The organism is Acidobacteriota bacterium (assembly GCA_018001935.1).
Lineage (GTDB): Bacteria > Acidobacteriota > JAAYUB01 > JAAYUB01 > JAAYUB01 > JAGNHB01.
The window spans coordinates 13,051-31,908 of the sequence record JAGNHB010000036.1 but is presented as its reverse complement, the minus strand read 5'-3'; the positions used below and the strand labels follow the sequence as shown (position 1 = coordinate 31,908).

The window sequence follows — 18,858 nt, the reverse complement described above, 5'->3', positions numbered from 1 at the left end:
TCTGACGACCTTTCCTGCAGCCTTTTTCTGGACCGTGCCTTCGTTCAATCACTTTTTCCCGCACGAATGTTCCACTTCGCCGCCCCCGCCACCGGCTCCTACGACCCGGTTTGCATCGACCTTCGGAAATCGGACTCTGACGGGCCCGTCGTCCGCCTCGATCACGAGGAAATCCTCTGTCATTCTCGAATCGTTATCATTCGAGAACTTTACCGGTCATTCCAGGACCTGTTGACTGCCCTCTGAACTTGAGTATCAATTTCGGCCTCCGGATCGGACCGATCAGACGGATCCGACCGATCTGTCCGACGATGCGCGAAAGGCGCGATCAACCTACCTTGCCGAAGGGCGGAAAACTGTGCTTGACGCGCACGGCGGAGCACATTATCTTGGAGCGGTCAGGGAGGTCCCGTGAACTACGATGCGATCACGAAAGTACTCGAAGCCCTGGAGAGGGAAAATGTCCGTTATACCGTCTTCGGCGGTGCCGCCCTCAACTTTCACGGCCTCGCCCGGTTCACCGAGGATGTCGACCTCTTCATCCAGCCGGACCGGCTAAACATCGAGGCCTTGAAAAGGGCCCTCTTCAGCGTATTCCACGATCCGAATCTGGAAGAGATCTCTGCGGATGATCTGCTCGGGGATTACCCGGCCGTCCAGTACGTTCCTCCCGAGGGCGATTTCCACATTGACATCCTGACACGTCTGGGCGAAGCGTTTCGTTTCGAAGACCTCGAAGTGGTCCGCCTTCCGCATGGGGATCTGACCATCTCCGTCGTCAGCCCCCGCACTCTGTACCGGATGAAGCTCGGCACCGTTCGCGCCAAGGACCGGATAGATGCGGAATCCATCCGTGAACGATTCGGCTTTGAGGAGAAGTAATGCCAGTCCGGAAATTCCGGTCTCTCGAGGACATGAAGCGGGAACGCTGGCACGCGCCGGATGACCCCGTCCTCCCTCGCATCCTCACTGGGATCTGGCGCTTCGGGCGAATGACGACCGGCCTCCATTTTCCGCCCGGCGTCTACCGGCACCGGACGCTCGAGGAGATGAACGCCCTCACCGACCGGTGGGCCGAGGCCAACTTCCGCGCCTTCCAGGAGCGCCGATCACGGTCCTAGCGCGGCACTCCGGGCCGCGCACGGTCCTGCCGCGGCACGATCGTACACCGCCCGGCAAGCGATCGGGAACGCCGGTTTCCGGGCGGAAAACCGGAATATCCTTCTTGATTTCCCCGGACATTTCTGTATAATCCAGCCCTTTCCGGCCCCCGCGCCCCCCCGAAGAGGCACCGGGCCGTTCAATTCCAGGAGGAAACCACTATGAAGCAAACCCAGGACAAGATCGGGCGCCTGCAGGCGCTCAACGTCGACATGAAGCACACCGACTTCCTGCTCACGTGGGAAAAGACCGACGCCGAGATCGCGGCCACCATACTGACGGCCGAGATCCTCCGCGACCTCTACGAGAACAACGTCAGCCTGAAGGTCTTCGAGTCCGGCCTCGCCATCTCCCAGTTCCGCGACAACTCCACCCGGACGCGCTTCTCCTTCGCCAGCGCCTCCAACATGCTGGGCCTGACCGTGGCGGACCTGGACGAGGGGAAATCCCAGATCGCCCACGGCGAGACCGTGCGGGAGACCACCAACATGATCTCCTTCCACTCGGAGGTCATCGGCATCCGCGACGACATGTACCTGGGGATGGGCAACGCCTACATGCGCGAAGTGGCCCAGGCCGCCGAATCGGGCTACCGCGAGGGTGTCCTGCACCAGCGCCCGACCCTGGTGAACCTTCAGTGCGACATGGACCACCCCACCCAGGCCATGGCCGACCTGGCCCACCTGGTCCGGCACTTCGGCGGCGCGGAGAACCTGCGCGGGAAGAAGATCGCCATGACGTGGGCCTACTCCCCCAGCTACGGCAAGCCGCTGTCGGTCCCCCAAGGGATCATCGCCCTCATGACCCGCTTCGGGATGAACGTCTCCCTGGCCTACCCCGAGGGCTATCAACTCATCCCCGAGATCGAGGAGACCGCGGCCCGGCACGCGGCGGCCGCCGGCGGCGCCTTCACCGTCTCCAACTCCATGGACGAGGCCTTCCGGGACGCCGACATCGTCTACCCCAAGTCCTGGGCCCCCTACCACGTCATGGAGGAGCGCACCGTGCTCCTGAAGAACAACGACCGCGACGGGCTCAAGGACCTGGAGAAGCGCTGCCTGGCCAACAACGCCCGCTTCGTCGACTGGGAGTGCACCGCCGAGAAGATGAAGCTCACCCGGGGCGGCGAGGCGCTCTACATGCACTGCCTCCCGGCGGATATCACCGACGTGAGCTGCAAGGCGGGCGAGGTGTCCAGGGACGTCTTCGAGCACTACCGGGTGCCCACCTACAAGGAAGCCGGCTGGAAGCCCTACATCATCGCGGCCATGATGCTCCTGTCCAAGACGGGCGACATCGCCGGAACCCTCCAGAAGGTCCTGGACCGCAACCCGCGCCGGGTGAGCCTGTAGCGATCCCGGTCTCACGCCAGGGCGCCAGGACGCGGAGCCTCGCGAAGGGAAAAGATTCGACAGTCCTGGCAAGGATTGGCCGGAAAGAAACCACGAATGACAAGAACCACACGAAAGGGTTCCGGGTGCTGTTGATCGGTTTTGCTTGAGATCCCGACGGTTAAAAGCCGGGGATTCTTCTCTGACGTCGCTTTGCGAGGCTTTGCGTCTTCGCGTCTTTGCGAGAGTCCGGATAGTCTCAGATCAGCGGTTACCGAGCATCTGCCCAGGCGCCTTCTCTGTGCCTCCGTGCCTTGGTGAGAGATTTTCCGGATTCTTCTCTCACGGAGGCGCAAAGGCACGGAGCCTGACGTGAGCCCGCAACCGTTCCCCGACTGCAACTCGAGGAAAATCTTGGATTTTAAGAAACCTGATCAACTCGTTGCCAATCGATGCCTTCCAGCGGTGGATTTCATCTGGGGGCTCGCGGACCTGGGCGGGGTGCTGGACGCCTCGCTCGGCGAATTCCGCTACGGGATCTCCATCGGGAAACGGTTGGACGGGCGCATCGTGGACGGCCTGCTCGACGGTCCGACCCGGGAGTACTTCGAGCACTACCGGGCCGTCAACGACCAGTTGGCCGCCATTGCCGGGGGGATCGTCGAGGACTTGCGCGGGCACGGCATCGAGGCCATGGCGATTGCGCCCACCGTTTCCGGCCGGGACCTCGACACGATCTACGCCGCGGACCTGCGGACCCCCTTCCCCCACAAGATGGCGGCCACCCGGGCCGGGCTCGGGTGGATCGGCAAGTGCGCCCTCTTCGTCTCGAAGCGCTTCGGGCCCCGGCTCCGGCTGGTGACGGTGCTGACCGACCGACCCGTCGGCCCAGTGGGTCACCCGGTGACGAAGGGGCGCTGCGGCACCTGCCGGGTCTGCATCGACGGCTGCCCCGCCGGGGCGGTCAGCGGGGCCCCCTGGGACGTCTCCGTCGACCGCGACGCCCTCCTCGACGCCCGCAAGTGCCGCAACCAGTGCACGGAGTTCGGGAAGCGTTATTTCGACGGCGACATCCGCATCTGCGGCATCTGCGTCGCCGTCTGCCCGGTGGGAAGGAAAGAAAGCCAAAAGCCTCGGGAAGCTCTCTGATCGGCCTCACGCGAAGGCGCCAAGACGCAAAGCCCCGCAGAGCCTGACGATGAGCTTGTTCGTGTGGTTGGCGTGGTTCGTGGTTCCAGCCCCTTTCGTGTATTCCGTGTATTTCGTGGTTCCTTACGAACGGAGAAGACAGAATTCAGAATCCAGAAGGCAGAAGGAAGGAGCGGGGAGTCGGCATTCAGGAGGCACGAGATCGGAGAAAGGGTTCGGCCGGTTCACGGTTATTGGAGACGTCTCTTCTCCGTGCCCCCGTGCCTTGGCGAGCGAAATTACGGTCGGGATTCCGCCCGGATTCGCCTCGCAGCTCCTTTGATTTACCGCGCAAGCTGAAGCTTGCGCCACTGCGCAGGGCGGGGCGATCCCCGTGGCGCTGCACCTCTTCCCGTCGACAAACGGGCGGAACATGGACGTCAGCGGCGGTGACCTGACCGTCGCCATTCAGATCCGCCGCCGGTTCCGGCCTTCGGTCACTCCAGCGTGAACTCCAGCGTGTAGGACCCCGTGTTGCGGCCGTTGGCGCCGGCCACGCCCACCACCACGTTGTAGGGGTTGGTGACGGCGTTGAGCTTGACCGCGCGGGTGTGGTCCTGGGTCTTGCCGCGCTTGGGGCGGTCCCACTTGTGCTCGGCCTCGCAACTGACGCAGGACCCCAGGTCCGGGACCACGGCGAAGTTATTGACGCCGATGGAGTAGGCGTAGATGCTCAGATCGACGGACGGGTCGTCCGGAACGACCTTGACGGTCAGGATCGACCGGGGCGGAAGCTGGGTCGCGTAGAGAACGTGCTTTCCGTTGAAACGGAGGTTCTGGGTGGCGGGGAAGCACGCCACCGAACTCCGGGAGGCCCAGGAAAGGTCGGGCAGGACCTGGCCGGTCTCCAGTTTTCCGGCCACGGTGACGGTCTTTCCCTTCTGGATGGCCACCGGGGTCACGTTCGAGGGCCAGCCGGCGGCCAGTGCGGCGGACGCGGCGCCGAGCGCCAGGATCAGGGTGATCAACGACCACGACGGTTTCATGAACTCCTCCTCGATGATGTCGGTTTCCGATTCGTCCCGGCTCGGGGCGCTCGGTCGCGTGCTGAATCAAACCCTCCAACTCCCCGATGGTTGCAAAAAAAACCTCCGGGGCGGATCAGGATGGGCCCGGGTCCCCGCTCTCAGCGCTTGACGATTTCCACCCGACGGTTCTTCGCCTTCCCCTCGTCGGTGTCGTTGGAGGCCACCGGGGCGAGCGGCCCGACGCCATGGCCCTCCAGGCGCCGGAGCTCGATCCCGTGCTGCCCGACCAGGGCCCTGACGACCGCTTCGGACCGGGCCTTGGACAGCGCGAGGTTGACGGCGGCGTCCCCCGTGCTGTCCGTGTGCCCCACCACCCAGACCGACCATCCGGGGTTGGCTTTCAGCAACCGGGCGATCTCGGCCAGGGCGGCGTCCGACCCGGGCCCGAATTCGGACTTTCCGCTGTCGAAGAAGATCCCGTAGACGGCAGCGCGGCCGGTGGCCCCGATGTCCCGGGACCAGGCCTCGGCGTTGGCCGCGACGTCCTGGGTCATGGCCTTTTTTTCGACGACGACCACGGTGTACTGGGACGTGATGTAGGCATTGACGTGAACCCAGTATTCGCGTCCCCCCTCTGCCAGCCGCAGATAGGCGTTGCCGTCGTCGTCCCTGGACAGGACCGTCCCGCCCGCCTTTCGCGCCGCGTTTTCGTGGTTGGCCAGGACCTGGAGCCGGCTGGGTTCCTTCACCCCCTCTCTGACCGCATAGAGGAGGGTCGTGGTACGCCCTTCCACCGGGACCTCCTTTCCTTTCTCCCAAAACGAATGGGTGTCGAAGTCCTTTTCCTCGTACCGCTGGATATAGAACCCCGGCATCCGGGTGAAGAGCGGGTGGTCCTTCCCGCCCTCAACATCGTCCTGGGCCATGGCGGCAAAGGGAAGCAGCATTGTGGACAGCATCAAGATCAAGCCGACTCGTTTCATCGTCAGTCTCCTGCAGTGGGTTGGAACCGCCCGGTCCAGGGTCCCTCGCAAAGGGCCAGCGGGTGAGCCCGGCCGAAACCGGGGCATCTTATCACAGCATCCCGAAAGCCGGTTGTTCGGGTTTCTGGTAGAGGTCGCCCCTTCCGGGAACCTTCCATTTCCTCGAACCCCGGTATGACCGACAAAGTAAAATCGTTGCCAAATCGCGGAAGCTATTGGGATCGATCTTCCGAAACGTTGGCCGAGAGTGGAAGTTGCGGCCGGTGCGGTCTTCCCTTGCGAGCTTGGCGTCCTGGCGAGAATCGGTCCGGATCTGGATCTCGCCAAGGCGCCAAAACCGCAAAGAAGACCGGTTAACCCGGGATGCAGCCATGGGGAATGAATGATCGCCTTCACCGGAATGCCGTGCCGCCGGGAGGGACCTTCCGGAATTTCTCTCACCAAGGCACGGAGGCACGGAGAGGAGCCGTTTCCGCTCACTGTGAATCGGTCGGACGCCATCTCCTGAGAATCGAATGCAACGCTTTCCTCCCGCCGCCTTCGGGGCGGGCCTGCCCTTGCGAGGCGGTGCCTTGTCCACGGGGCGGCACCGCGGACGCCGGCCGCGAACGTGCGGAGTGCCGTTCGTTCCGGACGGCTCGCCCGGAATCCACCCCATGGAAAAAGGCCGCGCCCGGGGGCGCGGCCTTGAGGTTCCTCCGATCGAGCGGCGTTACTTGGGCGGATCCGCGGGGGCCGTCTCCGGCGCCGGGGCCGCCGCCGGCGCTCCGGGCTCGGCGGTGACCACCGGGGTCGGGGCGGCCGCCGGGAGATTGTCCGGGCTGAACTTCGGCACCGGGACCGTGAAGACCTGGTCCTGGCCGAAAACCGTTTCCTTCCCGGAGAAGACCACGAGCCGATAGTGCCATTTGGAACCCGCCGGCAGGTGCCGGACCACCGCATCGAGTTCCTTGGGACCCTCGCCGGTGAGGACCTTCTTGTCGGTCCGGTGATGGTACACCAGCTTCCTGGCTTCCGTGCCTTCCTTGTTCTCCAGCTTGAAGGCCGCGTCCGACGCGTACTCGAACCAGCAGTCGACGCTGTTGCCCTTGGGGTCGATGCTGCCGGAGAGGACGGCCTGGAAGGTCATGGGGAAGTCCACCGTCTTCTGATGCACGATCACGGGCGGGGCGACCATCACCGGTTTCGGGACGATCAGGATGCCGGCGATGGACGCCGTCATGAAGTTGGCCAGGGTCCCCGCCAGGACCGCCTTGAACCCGAGCCGCGCCAGGTCGTGCCGGCGGGTGGGGGCCAGGGCGCCGATGCCGCCGATCTGGATCCCGATGGACGAGAAGTTGGCGAAGCCGCAGAGGGCGAAGGTGGCGATGGTGAAGGAGCGCGGGTCGAGGAGGTCCTTCATGTTGCCGAGGCCCATGTAGGCGATGAACTCGTTGAGCACCAGGCGGGTCCCCAGGAGGTTCCCGATGTTGGTGCAGTCGGCCCAGGGCACCCCCATGGCCCAGGCGACGGGGGCAAAGGCCCACCCGAAGATCCGTTCCATGGACAGCGGCGTGCCCCCCACGGGGATGAGTCCCAGGAGGCCGTTGAAGAGGGCGATGAGGGCGATGAAGGAGATCAGCATGGCCGCCACGTTCATGGCCAGGTGCATGCCTTCCCCGGTCCCGCGGCAGGCGGCGTCGATGATGTTGACGTCGGTCTTGGGGATGTCCAGCTTCACCTTGCCCATGGTCTCGGGTTTCTCGGTCTCGGGGACCAGGAGCTTGGCCATCATGATGGTGCCGGGCGCCGTCATGATGACGGCGGTGAGCAGGTGTTCGGCCCTGGCGCCGAAGGCGATGTAGGCCGCCATGATGCCGCCGGAGATGTGGGCCATCCCCGAGGTCATGACGCACATCAACTCGGACTGGGTCATCTTGGCCAGGAAGGGCCGGATGGTGAGGGGCGCTTCCGTCTGCCCCATGAAGATGGAGGCGGCCACGTTCAGCGACTCGGCGCCGGAGGCCCCCATGACGAAGCTCATCACCCGGGCGAAGATCCGGACGATGATCTGCATCACGCCCAGGTAGTAGAGGATGGCGAAAAGGGCCGCGATGAAGATGATGGTGGGCAGCACCTGGAGGGCGAAGACCCCCACGAACTGCATGAGCGGGTCGCTGCTGGCGATGGAGCGCCCGGTGAGGTTCTCCACCATCCGGATCAGCGCCGCCCGGGAGCCGAGGGGCCCGAAGACGAACTCGGAGCCGTAGCGGGAGTAGTCCAGCAGGTGGTTGATGGCCTGCCCCAGGTACTGGAAGGCCCGGATCCCCGGTTCCCACTTCAGCACGATGAGCGCGAAGCCCAACTGGAGCCCGAAGCCCCAGAAGACCGTTTTCCACCGGATCGCCTTGCGGTTGGTGGAGAGGAGGTAGGCAAGGAGCGGGATCCCGATGAGACCCACGATGCCGGTCAGGTTGACACCGCCCATAAAAGGAGCCTCCGCGATTAATGATTTGGTTTCGCCGAAAGCAAAGCCCCGGACAGCCGGATTTTGACTTTGCCCGCAGATTTTAGCCGCGATCCGCGCAAATTACACGAAAAAAATCACGCCCCTCAAAAAAAACGCGCCCTAGTCCGTCAGACGTTCGAGGACGAGGGGGGACGCCGCCGGGGGATCCGGGGTGATGCGGTAGGCGGACCGGACGGATTTCACCGCTTCCTCGAGCCGGGTGTCGGCGTTGTACTCCAGAACGGCCAGCGTCTCGCCGCGCTTCACGGGGTCGCCGGTCTTCTTCTCCAGACGGACGCCCACGGCCGGGTCCACGGCATCCTCCTGCCGCATCCGGCCGCCGCCGAGCAGCACCACCGCGACCCCGACGCCCCGGGCGTCCATCTCCCCCACGTAGCCGTCCGCCTCCGCGGTGACCGCCAGGTTTCGCGCCGCGGCCGGAAGCCGTGAAAGGTCCTCGACGATCCGGGGGTCGCCCCCCTGCAACTCGACGCAGCGGGCAAAGCGCTCCAGGGCCCGCCCCGAGGCCAGTTGTTCGCGGGCGGCCTTCCGGGCGGAGTCCATGTCGGGGGCCGCGCCGCCCAAGCGGATCATCTCCGCCGCCAGTTCCACCGAGAGATCTTCCAGGTCCTTCGGGCCCTCGCCGCGAAGGGTGCGAACCGATTCCGCCACCTCCACGGCATTGCCGGCCGTCAACCCGAGCGGCTGGTTCATGTCGGTGATGAAGGCCGTCATGCGCTTGCCCATGCGCCGGCCCGTGTCCACCATGCCCTCGGCGAGGCGCCGGGCGTCCTCCCGGGTCTGCATGAAAGCCCCCTTGCCGGTCTTGACGTCCAGGACCAGGGCGTCGATCCCCTCCGCCAGCTTCTTGCTCATGATGCTGGCGGTGATCAGTGGGATGGACTCCACGGTGGAGGTGACGTCCCGCAGGGCGTAGAGCTTGCGGTCGGCGGGGGCGATGCGCTCGGTCTGGCCGGCGATGCAAAAACCGGCCTCCCGGAGGGCGCGGCGGATCCCCGGCACGTCCAGCTTGACGGAGAAGCCCGGGATGGCCTCCAGCTTGTCCAGGGTGCCGCCGGTATGCCCGAGGCCGCGCCCGCTGATCATGGGCACCAGCACCCCCGCCGCCGCGGCGATGGGCGCCAGGATCAGGGAGGTCTTGTCCCCCACCCCGCCGGTGCTGTGCTTGTCGGCCTTGGGGCCCGGAAGGTCCGAGAGGTCCAGGAGGTCGCCGGAGTGGAGCATGGCCTCGGTCAGGCGGCGGGTCTCCTCGCCGTCCATCCCCCGAAGGAAGACGGCCATGAGGAACGCGCTCAGCTGGTAGTCGGGGACGGAAGCGTCCGTGGCCCCCCCGACGGCGAAACGGATCTGCTCGGCGGAGAGCGTGCCCCCGTCGCGCTTGGTGCGGATGATGTCAAGCATGTTCATGGGATTCCCTCCCGGATGGCGTCCGTTCCCCGGGAGGTCGGCGCCCCGGGGACGGCAGGCACGTCAGTCGGCCGATCGGGCGTGCTCCTGACCATTTACACCGGATCACCCGCCATTTCAAGCTTTTTCCGAGCGTCAGTCCCGCCGGCCGCCGTGGAACACCCCGCCGAAGCCGAAACGGTACACGTTGGCCTCGGGCAGGTCGGTCTGCCGGATGTAGTCGATTCGCAGGCTCATCCCCGGAGCGAAGCGATCACCCCGTCGAACAGGGCCCGGAGGGCCGGGTAGTCCCGGGCCCGCTCGGAGGGGTTTCGGCTGGAGATGAAGACTCCGAACGGCACAAACGGGAGGCATCGACGGCTGGCATGCCCCGAGAATGCGCCCCATCAGGTTTTCTCACCCTCCGGCTTTCGAAAGCAGTGTACCCGATTTCACCATTTTCCAGGAAGGTAATTCCGATGGCCTCGCATCAAGTCCCGACTCTGCTTTCACGGGCACGGAGAATCCGCGGGAAGCCCGTGGTTCCTGACCGACGATTGTATTTCTCAGTGCCTCTGTGAGCGAAAAGGACGTTTTGCAAACCATCCCGGCAAAACCGGGCGGTCAGTGCGAACGGGGGCGCGGGATTGTGGTAAGATGGCCCCGCCGCGGGGAGGGCGGCTCCAGCATGCAGGACGTGGCGGACTATTTCCGGCCGGAAGCCGTCGAGGCGCTGCGTCGCCTGATCCGGCAGAACCACGGGCACGAGGTCTTCTGCGTGGCGACCCTGGACGACGCCCTGAAGGTCGCGTCGGTCCGCGTGGTGGCGAGGGGAAACCGGAACTGCGTGCCGGCCGTTCTCGAGGCCGCCGAGCACGGCATGATGGTGATCCACAACCACCCGGGCGGCGACCTGACCCCTTCCGAGAACGACGTCGGCCTGGCCGCCGAGTTCGCCGGGCGGGGCGTCGCCTCCTGCATCGTGGACAACGCCGTCTCCCGCCTCCACGTCACCGTGGAGCCCATGCGGAAAGCGGAGGCGCAGGACCTCCGGACCGACGAGATCGTCAGCCTCTTCTCCCGGGACGGCCAACTGGCCGCGGCGCTCGAGGGTTTCGAACACCGCCCGCAGCAGGAGCGGATGGCGGCCGAGGTGGTCCGGGCCTTCAACGAAAAGCGGGTGGCCCTCGTCGAGGCGGCGACGGGGGTCGGCAAATCCCTGGCCTACCTCATCCCCGCCATCCGCTGGGCCCTGGACAACAAAAAGCGGGTGGTGGTCTCCACCAACACCATCAACCTCCAGGAGCAGCTCATCCACAAGGACATCCCCTTCCTGAAGCAACGCCTGGGGATGGCGTTCGAGGCGGTGCTCATGAAGGGGCGCCACAATTACCTCTGCCTGCGCAAGCTGGAGGACCTGCGAAAAGACCCCGTCCTGAGCGCTTCGGTGGAGAACGCCGAGGAACTGTCCGCCCTCGTCGAGTGGTCCGGAAAAACCCAGGACGGCAGCCGGAGCGACCTGGGCATCCCCCTCTCCTGGGAGACCTGGGAACTGGTGGCCTGCGAGTCCGACGCCTGCCTGTTCGCCAAGTGCCCCCACTTCTCGAAGTGCTTCCTCTTCATGGCCCGCCGGGCAGCCGCAAAGGCCCAGCTCATCGTGGCCAACCACCACCTCCTCATGGCGGACATGGCGGTCCGGGAGCAGAGCGGCCCCAAGGGCAGCGGCGGCGTCCTGCCGGAGTTTCACCGGCTGGTCCTGGACGAGGCGCACCACGTCGAGGACGTGGCGGCCAAGTACTTCGGCGTCCGGCTGACCCCCTGGCTCTTCGTCCGCAACCTGGGCCGGCTTCAGAATGCCCGCGACCCCTCCCGCGGTCTGGTCCCCGGGCTGGCCCACTCCATCGGGAAAGCGGCGGGCCGCTCGGCAAAGCCCCTGGCCCACCGGATCAACCAGTACGTGGAAGACGTCTTCACCCCGGCGCGGGCCGAGTGCCGAAAAACGCTGGACCGGCTTTTCGACGGGCTGATCCGGGAGGTCCTGTCCCGACGGGAGAAATCGGCTTACGACGGGACCGAGCTGAAGATCCGGATCTCCCGGGCCACCGAGGGCACCCCGCTCTGGGAAGACGTCATCCGGCCCGCGGTCGCCGACGCGGCGGCGGAAGTGATCCGGCTCACCGGAACCTGCGGCCGCCTCACCAACCTCCTCTACAAGCTCCCGCCCGAACTGCTCGACCACGTCAAGAGCCCCGTGCTCGACCTGGAAGCGGCCATCCTCCGCCTGCGGACCGGCGCCGAGAAACTGGACGAATTCCTGGAGGACTCCGAGGACACCTGCCGGTGGATCGAGATCCGGCGACGGCGAGACCAGTTCAGCCTGGCCTTCGAGCAGGCGCCGCTGGACGTCGCACCCCGCCTGTCCAAGACCATTTTCGATCGCTACGAGGCCGTGATCCTCACCTCGGCCACCCTGAGCGTCGGCCGGAAGTTCGACTTCGTGAAAGCCCGGAGCGGGCTGGCGCTCCAGCCGCCGGAACGGATCACGGAAACCGTGCTGGAGTCCCCCTTCGATTACCGGAACCGGGTGCTGTTCGCCGTCCCCCGGGACCTGCCGGACCCCACGGACCGGGCCTTCCTGGACGCCACCGTCGAGGCGGTCCGCAAGGCGGTCCACGCCACGGAGGGCGGCGCCTTCGTCCTCTTCACGTCCTACAGCCACCTGAGCCACATGCACCGGACCCTGGAGGGCCCCCTGGGGGCCGCCGGCTTCAACCTCCTCCGCCAGGGGAGCGCAGACCGTCACCGGCTGCTGGAGGACTTCAAGGCCCTTCCCAAGGCGGTTCTCTTCGCCGTCGACAGTTTCTGGGAAGGCGTCGACGTCAAGGGGCGGGCCCTGCGGAGCGTCATCATCGTCAAGCTCCCCTTCCAGGTCCCGACGGAGCCCCTGGTGGAGGCCCGCCTCGAAAAGATCAAGCGGGACGGGGGCAACCCCTTTTCCGCCTACTCGCTTCCCCATGCCGTCCTGAAGCTCAAGCAGGGCTTCGGCCGCCTCATCCGCTCCCACGCCGACTGGGGGATGGTCCTCATCTGCGACCACCGGGTGATGACGAAACCCTACGGCCGCGAGTTCCTCGACGCCCTGCCCCGCCTGCGACCCCTCTACGCGCCCCTGGACGAGATCCTCCTCCAGGCCGGGCGCTTCCAGGAGCAGTTCGAGGGGTAGGCGCTTCAGCGGCTGCGTTCTAAGCCCCATGCCGTCATTCTTTGCGAGCTTTGCGCCTTGGCGAGAGCCGATCCGGATCAGGATCTCGCAAAGTCGCCAAGTTCGCCAAGAAGTGAGGTTGCGAAATGAGGTTTCTGACCGATCGGACGGCCGCCCTGCCGCTCCCGCGACACGGATTGAACCCCTGACGCGGTGAGGACGCGCGGGGCATCGATCCCCGGCACCGGGGACATCGTCGCCGGGTTTTCCCTGAAACCAGCCAGAACTTACGCCTTTTAAATACTTACAAACCTGGATTTCCTGGCCCTCTTTGCGTGTCTTTGCGTTCTTTGTGGTTTGAAGGGTCCGGTCCTATTCTCTCACAGAGGCACTGGGGCACAGAGAAATACAATTTGTATTTTACTAACAGAACATGCTTTCTGCGTGTTCTGCATATTCTGCTTATTCTACGTGTTCTGCGTGTTCTGTGGTTTTTGTTCCGGGGTCGCTTCCCCGGTCAGGGCTGCCGTCGGCCACCCGGCCCCCCGGGGCCCCCGTCTCCGGCTCACCCGTGCCCGGCTCGTCCGCGCCAGGGGTCTCGGGCTCGGCCAGGCCCGGGGCCGGCAGGGGCTCCCCGTGCTTCCGGAAGGCGAGGAACAGGTATGCCGCCGTCACCGCCACGCACAGCCAGGCGAACACGTCCCCCACCGCGACGTAGACCGTCCGGTCCGTCATGGGGTGGATCACGCCGGTCAGACAGCCGCGCTGGAACAGGGGGACGGCCTCCCGGACCCGTCCCATGGGGTCGATGATACAGCTGAGGCCCGAATTGGCCACCCGGACCAGCCAGCGCCGGTTCTCCACGGCCCGGACGAGGGAATTCTGAAAGTGCTGCCAGGGGGCAGCCGTGTCGCCGAACCAGGCGTCGTTGGTGACGTTGACGAGCCACTGGGCGCCGAGGGCGGTGAAGGTCCTGGATTCCTCGGGGAAGACCGCCTCGTAGCAGACGTTCACCCCGGTGGGGACGCCGGCGGGCCGGTGGACCCGGTGGGTCGTCCCGGCGGTGAAGTGGCTGATCTCCTGGCTCATGGCCTCGGCGAAGAAGAAGACCTTCTCGAAGGGGACGAACTCCGCGAAGGGCACCAGGCGGATCTTGTCGTAGACCGACGTGACGCGCCCGTTCTCGTCCATGCAGAAAACGGAATTTCCGTACTGCCCCTCCCCGATCCGGTGCACCCCGTTGAAGAGCAGGGAGACCTTGTGCTTGCGCGCCAGGCCCGCCATCAGGTCCCGGTAGGAGGGGTTGTCCTCGAAGGTCATGGAGACGGGGTTTTCCGGGAGGATCACCACGCGGCTCCCCGGCGCCTGGGCCAGCGCGGCGTCCATCATGGCCGGGTAGATCGACCAGTGGGCGTCCATCCAGTCCTTCGGGTCGAGGATGTTGCCCTGGATCCCCGCCACCTTCAGGGGCTCGCCCTGGGGTTCCCGGTACTGGAACCACCGGAGTTCGGCGTAGAGCAGAACGTGGAAGAGCCCCAGCGCCAGGAAGGCCCCCAGCGCCACCTTGAAACGACGGCCGACGTCGGGCCGGAGCAGGTAAAAGCCCACCACGTTCCCGGCGACCACCAGGAAGGAGACGCCGTAGACCCCGGTGAGGTCGGCGATCTGGATCAGCGGGGTCACCAGGGCCTGGCTGACCCCCAGCTGGCCCCAGGGGAAACCGGTGACCGCCAGGTGGTTCCGGGCGAATTCCGCCGCCACCCACGCGAACGGCGCCAGCAGATAGGCGCGGATGCCGAACCGGCGCGCCGCGAGGTGGAGTGCGAGGGTGAAGAACCCGAAGAACGGGGCCAGGACGGCACAGGCCGCCAGCAGGACCAGGGCCGCCGCCAGGGGGCTCAGACGGCCATAGGCGATCATGGCGGCCGGCATCCAGTAGAGGAGCCCGGCGAAAAACAGGACACCGGCCCAAAAACCGATGAAAAAGCCCCCGAGCTTGCCCCGGCACTTCGTCAGGCCCCACAGGAGCGGGACCAGGGCCACCCAGGCCATCGGCCACAGGGAGAAGCCGGGGAACGACAGCACCAGGAAGAGGGCCGACGCAAACGCGTACCGGAGCATCGAGAGGAAGGTCCGCATGGGGCGTCAACCCCTCCCGGGCGGAGGCGCGCACACTGAAAGGCGGACCTTCCCGAGGGCCTCGTCCACCGGGACCCCCTCGAGTTTCAAGAGGCGGAGCTTGAGGCCCAGGCCGCCCCCGAACCCGGTCAGCGAGCCGTCACGGCCCACCAGGCGGTGACACGGCACCACGAGGGGGACGGGGTTGGCGTGGGCCGCCCCGCCCACCGCACGGGCCGCACCGGGGCGGCCGATGGAGGCGGCGACCTCCCCGTAGAAGGATACAGCGCCGAAGGGGATCCGGGTGAGCTGGAGCCAGACCGCAAGCTGGAACGCCGTCCCGGTCAGGTCCAGGGGGAAGGCGAACCCCGAGCGCTTCCCCTCGAGGTACTCGCGGACCTGTCCCGCGACGTCGTCGGCCAGGGCGCCGCCCTCACCGGCAAGTCGCGAGTCCGGCGCCACCGGGGCACCCGGAAAATCCAGACGCACCAGACCTTTGTCGGAAGCGACGCCGGAGAACTCCCCCCAGGGCGTGTCAAAACGGAAATGCGTCATTTTCATGCCGATACCCCCTTCAAGGGATTCGAATACAGGATTATCCCACACCCGTGGGATTGCCACAATGTCCCTTGTACGATTCCCGCGGACCGCCGGGGATTCGAGACGGTTCCCGCCGGGAGGAGGAACGCCTCCTCCCCCCGGGGTCGAGGTCTCCTCCCCCTCAGCGCTTCGGGTACGCCGGGACCGGGGCGAAACGGAACGGGCTTTCCCCGATTTGCTGTTTGAGGACCTCGACCCCCGTCTCCAGCTGGACGTCCCGGCCCTGCATCAGGGAAGCGGGGTCGTTCTCGACCACCCGGTGGGGGTCGGCGCCGTGGTTTTCCACCCACCAGGCGCCCTCGCGGCCGAAGAACGCGTTGTTGGACTGCTCGACCCGCCCGTTGTCGGAAGTGAGCTGGGTGTTGATGATCCCCACCAGCCCGCCCCACGAGGGCACGCCGAGGACGGTGCCCAGCTTTTCCGCCTTGAAGTGCTCGACGAAGCACTCGCCGTCGGACCCGTTGTACTCGTTGGTCAGCACCACCAGCTTCGCGGTGGAGGTTGACCCGGGATAGCGGAAGGGTTCCATGCCCTTGAGGACGTTCATGGCCACCAGCCCGCGCTCGAGCTTGTCGATGACGAAGTACTCCGTCCACCCGCCGCCGTTGCCGCGGACGTCGATGATGAGGCCCTTGCGGTAGCGGTAGGCGCGCCAGTACCGGTCGAAGCGGCCGATGTTGTCCTCGTCCATGGCGTAGAGGTGCAGGTAGCCGATCTCGCCGCCGGAGGCCTTCTCCACGTACTCCCGGTTGTCGGACACCCACCGCTCGTACCGAAGGCGGTAGTCGTCCTCGACGGGCTCGATCACGAGGGTCCAGGCCCCCTCGGTGGACGGCCGGTCGTTGACGGTCAACCGCAGTTGCTGCCCGGGCGTTACCTGGAACCGGCGGTAGGGGCTCTCCGGGGCCTTGAGGGGAACGTCGTCCACGGCGAGGAGGAAGTCGCCCTCCTTGATTTTCATCCCGGGCTTCGTCAGCGGGGACTCGAGGTCGGGGGCCCCCACGGTGGGGCCCAGGATCCGCTCGAAGCAGTAGAAACCGGAGGGGTGCGCCTTCAGGTCCGCGCCGGGGAGGCCGGTGCGAACGGACGGCTTGGGCGGGCTGACGGGGCCGCGGTCCCCTCCGCTGACGTAGGTGTGGGAAACGCACAACTCGCCCACCAGCTGGGACAGGAGCCAGTTCAGATCGTCGCGGGACCGCAGGTCGGGGAGCCAGGCGCGGAACTTGTCACCGGCCGCCTTCCAGTCGATCCCGTGCATGCCGGGGTCGTAGAAGAAGTCGCGGTACCAGCGCCAGGTGTCCTGGAAAATCTGGGACCACTCCGCCGGGGGGCGGACCAGGCAGTACAGGCTGTCCAGTTTCAGGGGCTCGCCGAGGGCCTTGGCCTCCCGCACCGCTTCCAGCCGGCCGACGAAGTAGTCGGCCCGCGTCTTCACCACCAGGTGCTCCCCGTTGACGGACAGGCGCCAGTCCACCACCTTCTGGGGGAGCACCGTGTCCCGCCCGGTCGCGATCTCGTAGAGGTGCAGGTCCCACTTTTCCTTCCCGAGGGGCCGGAAGACCTCCTCGAACTCGCCGTCGTCCCAGGCGGCCACGGAGGCCCAGGTCAGGGTCCCCTTCCCCGCCCGCAGGTAGAAGTAGTTCCCGGGCGGCACCGGCACGGGGAGGACCCGCCGGGTGAGGCTGTCGGCGTCGATCCGGAACGGCTCCCGGTTGATCTCCTTACCGGCCGTGGGCTCGGGGACCTTTCCCTTGCGGGCGTCCACCGGTTTCTCGACGAAGGGGGACTTCATCCCCTCGCGAAGGAGCGCCGCCATCACCCGGACCGGCCGGGCGATGACGTGATTGTCCTCGAAGAGGTCCAGGGTGACGTCGAAATTGGAGTAGGAGAGAAAGTAGAGGCAGTCCCCCTCGGGCCCGAAGGTCGGGTTCAGGCAGTCGTGGAACCCGTCGGTGAGGGGGACTTTGCGGCCGGTCTCGAGGTGGTGGAGGAAGATCCGGTTGTTGCGGTTGTACTGCACCTGGGAATAGGCCACCCACTTCGAGTCCGGGGACCAGGCGTAGTCGCTGACCTCCCAGTAGAACTCGTCGTTCTTGAGCTGGTTGGACCGGTCGAGGGTGAGCGTTTTTCGCGTCTCCACGTCCACGCAGAAAAGGGCGAAGTCCTTGCTGCCGAACAGGAGCTTCTTCCCGTCGGGGGACCACTCGGCGTGATAGTACGTGGTGGGGGGGCCGCTGGTGAGCTGAACCCAGTCGCCGCCGGGCCGGGCGGGCTTGACGTAGAGTTCGTACTCCCCCGACCGGTCGGAGAAGAAGGCCACGGTCTTGCCGTCCGGGGAAAGGCGCGGGAAGCGCTCGCGGCTCTCCGGGGTCGCCGTGACGTTCACGGGCGGGGTCTCCCCGTCCTCGGGAACCAGGAACACGTCCCCGCGGACCTCGAAGACCGCCGTCTTCCCCTCGTCGGACACCGCGAGGGTCTGGATGAAGTCCTTGCCCGCGACCATCCGGTCCCGGAGAGGCCACCCGTCCGAGGGCAGGGTCAGCTCGATCGCCTTCACGGAACCGTCCGCGGGGTCGAACACTCGCAGGCGGCCGCCCTGCTGGAAGACGATGCGTTTCCCGTCCGTGGAGGGCATCTGGACGTCGAAATCGGTGTAGTCCGTCCTGGCCTCGGCGCGGCCGGTCTGGAGGTCCAGGGTGTACAGGTTGGAGACCCCCCCGTGCCCGCGGTCGGAGACGAACCAGGCCCGGCCGTCCGCCCACATGGGGTAGGCGTTCTTCCCGACGTAGTCGGTGACCTTCCGCCAGCTCTTCGCCGCCGGGTCGCAGAACCAGATCTCCTGATACTGGCCGCCTTTGTAGCGTTTCCAGTAGTACTCCTCCCGGCCGCGCGGGCTGTAAAGGAAGCCCTTTCCCTCGCCCGGGAAGGCGCACTGGATGCCCTGGGGGACGGGGAGCGCCTCCGGCTCGTCCCCGTCCAGGTTCACCGTGAAGAGCTTGTCCACCGGCCGGAACGTGACCTCGTGGCGGGAGCGGAAGACGACCCGGGCCCCGTCGGGCGTCCAGCCCTGGACGACACAGAACCCCCGCCAGGTGAGACGTTTGGGCGCTCCCCCCCCCGACGGCATGACGTAGACGTTCAACCCGTCGTCGTAGGAGGCCGAGAAGGCGATCCACCGGCCGTCCGGCGAAAACTTGGCCGCGATCTCGCGCCCGGGGTGGGTCGTGAGGCGAACGGCCGTGCCGCCGGAGACCGGCGCCGTCCAGAGGTCGTCCTCGCAGGTGAAGACGAGGCGCTCGCCCCGGATGTCGGGATAGGTCGTGAAACGGCGGGTCTCGCCCGCCGCCGGGGAAACGGCGGCCAGCAACAGGACGGCCCCCGTGATCAGCACGTGAACGCACTTCATGGCGGA

General features: G+C 66.3%; 12 protein-coding genes. 5 read left to right on the top strand and 7 right to left on the bottom strand.

From position 1 onward, the window contains the following. Positions 1-411 precede the first annotated feature (411 nt). The 4 genes from KA419_13555 to KA419_13540 all read left to right on the top strand — a co-directional run bounded on the left by KA419_13555 (position 412) and on the right by KA419_13540 (position 3,641). On the top strand, positions 412-882 hold the full coding sequence (locus KA419_13555; GenBank protein ID MBP7866962.1) for a nucleotidyl transferase AbiEii/AbiGii toxin family protein: 471 nt from the start codon (positions 412-414) through the stop codon (positions 880-882). Continuing rightward, positions 882-1,121 carry a hypothetical protein gene (locus KA419_13550; protein MBP7866961.1) on the top strand — a complete coding sequence of 80 codons (240 nt, stop codon included), beginning with the start codon at positions 882-884 and terminating at the stop codon, positions 1,119-1,121. Before KA419_13555 ends, KA419_13550 begins: the two co-directional genes overlap by 1 nt. Positions 1,122-1,322: 201 nt before the next feature. Next, positions 1,323-2,513: a knotted carbamoyltransferase YgeW gene (gene ygeW, locus KA419_13545; protein ID MBP7866960.1), complete on the top strand. Its 1,191-nt coding sequence runs from the start codon at positions 1,323-1,325 to the stop codon at positions 2,511-2,513. A gap of 444 nt (positions 2,514-2,957) precedes the next feature. Continuing rightward, a complete protein-coding gene (locus KA419_13540) occupies positions 2,958-3,641 on the top strand; it encodes an epoxyqueuosine reductase (GenBank protein ID MBP7866959.1) in 684 nt (227 codons plus the stop codon). Positions 3,642-4,117: 476 nt separating this feature from the next. On the opposite strand, the gene KA419_13535 is transcribed toward KA419_13540, so the two are convergent. From KA419_13535 to KA419_13520, 4 genes are all read right to left on the bottom strand, one after another. Then, a complete protein-coding gene (locus tag KA419_13535; GenBank protein ID MBP7866958.1) occupies positions 4,118-4,666 on the bottom strand; it encodes a hypothetical protein in 549 nt (182 codons plus the stop codon). Between the two features lie 140 nt (positions 4,667-4,806). Further along, the gene (locus KA419_13530) at positions 4,807-5,631 is read right to left on the bottom strand and encodes an OmpA family protein (GenBank protein ID MBP7866957.1); all 825 of its coding nucleotides are present in this window, start codon (positions 5,629-5,631) and stop codon (positions 4,807-4,809) included. 712 nt (positions 5,632-6,343) lie between these two features. Next, complete coding sequence (locus KA419_13525) at positions 6,344-8,098, bottom strand: hypothetical protein (GenBank protein MBP7866956.1); 1,755 nt, start codon at positions 8,096-8,098, stop codon at positions 6,344-6,346. 141 nt (positions 8,099-8,239) lie between these two features. Next, positions 8,240-9,547 carry a thymidine phosphorylase gene (locus KA419_13520; GenBank protein MBP7866955.1) on the bottom strand — a complete coding sequence of 436 codons (1,308 nt, stop codon included), beginning with the start codon at positions 9,545-9,547 and terminating at the stop codon, positions 8,240-8,242. A gap of 667 nt (positions 9,548-10,214) precedes the next feature. Here KA419_13520 and KA419_13515 point away from each other — a divergent pair. After that, positions 10,215-12,749 (top strand): DEAD/DEAH box helicase, encoded by a 2,535-nt coding sequence (locus KA419_13515; protein MBP7866954.1) that lies wholly within the window; start codon positions 10,215-10,217, stop codon positions 12,747-12,749. Between the two features lie 441 nt (positions 12,750-13,190). On the opposite strand, the gene lnt is transcribed toward KA419_13515, so the two are convergent. From lnt to KA419_13500, 3 genes are all read right to left on the bottom strand, one after another. Beyond that, on the bottom strand, positions 13,191-14,867 hold the full coding sequence (lnt, locus tag KA419_13510; protein ID MBP7866953.1) for an apolipoprotein N-acyltransferase: 1,677 nt from the start codon (positions 14,865-14,867) through the stop codon (positions 13,191-13,193). A gap of 6 nt (positions 14,868-14,873) precedes the next feature. Next, complete coding sequence (locus tag KA419_13505) at positions 14,874-15,407, bottom strand: methylated-DNA--[protein]-cysteine S-methyltransferase (protein ID MBP7866952.1); 534 nt, start codon at positions 15,405-15,407, stop codon at positions 14,874-14,876. A 160-nt stretch (positions 15,408-15,567) separates the two neighbouring features. Then, entirely contained in the window at positions 15,568-18,852 is a 3,285-nt protein-coding gene (locus KA419_13500) for a PD40 domain-containing protein (GenBank protein ID MBP7866951.1), read from the bottom strand. Between the last annotated feature and the right edge of the window lie 6 nt (positions 18,853-18,858).

Coding starts and splice junctions, on each gene's coding strand:
- KA419_13525 (MBP7866956.1), bottom strand. CDS start 8,098: ATGGGCGGTGTCAACCTGACCGGCATCGTGGGTCTCATCGGGATCCCG.
- KA419_13550 (MBP7866961.1), top strand. CDS start 882: ATGCCAGTCCGGAAATTCCGGTCTCTCGAGGACATGAAGCGGGAACGC.
- KA419_13515 (MBP7866954.1), top strand. CDS start 10,215: ATGCAGGACGTGGCGGACTATTTCCGGCCGGAAGCCGTCGAGGCGCTG.
- KA419_13520 (MBP7866955.1), bottom strand. CDS start 9,547: ATGAACATGCTTGACATCATCCGCACCAAGCGCGACGGGGGCACGCTC.
- KA419_13500 (MBP7866951.1), bottom strand. CDS start 18,852: ATGAAGTGCGTTCACGTGCTGATCACGGGGGCCGTCCTGTTGCTGGCC.
- lnt (MBP7866953.1), bottom strand. CDS start 14,867: ATGCGGACCTTCCTCTCGATGCTCCGGTACGCGTTTGCGTCGGCCCTC.
- KA419_13535 (MBP7866958.1), bottom strand. CDS start 4,666: ATGAAACCGTCGTGGTCGTTGATCACCCTGATCCTGGCGCTCGGCGCC.
- KA419_13505 (MBP7866952.1), bottom strand. CDS start 15,407: ATGAAAATGACGCATTTCCGTTTTGACACGCCCTGGGGGGAGTTCTCC.
- ygeW (MBP7866960.1), top strand. CDS start 1,323: ATGAAGCAAACCCAGGACAAGATCGGGCGCCTGCAGGCGCTCAACGTC.
- KA419_13530 (MBP7866957.1), bottom strand. CDS start 5,631: ATGAAACGAGTCGGCTTGATCTTGATGCTGTCCACAATGCTGCTTCCC.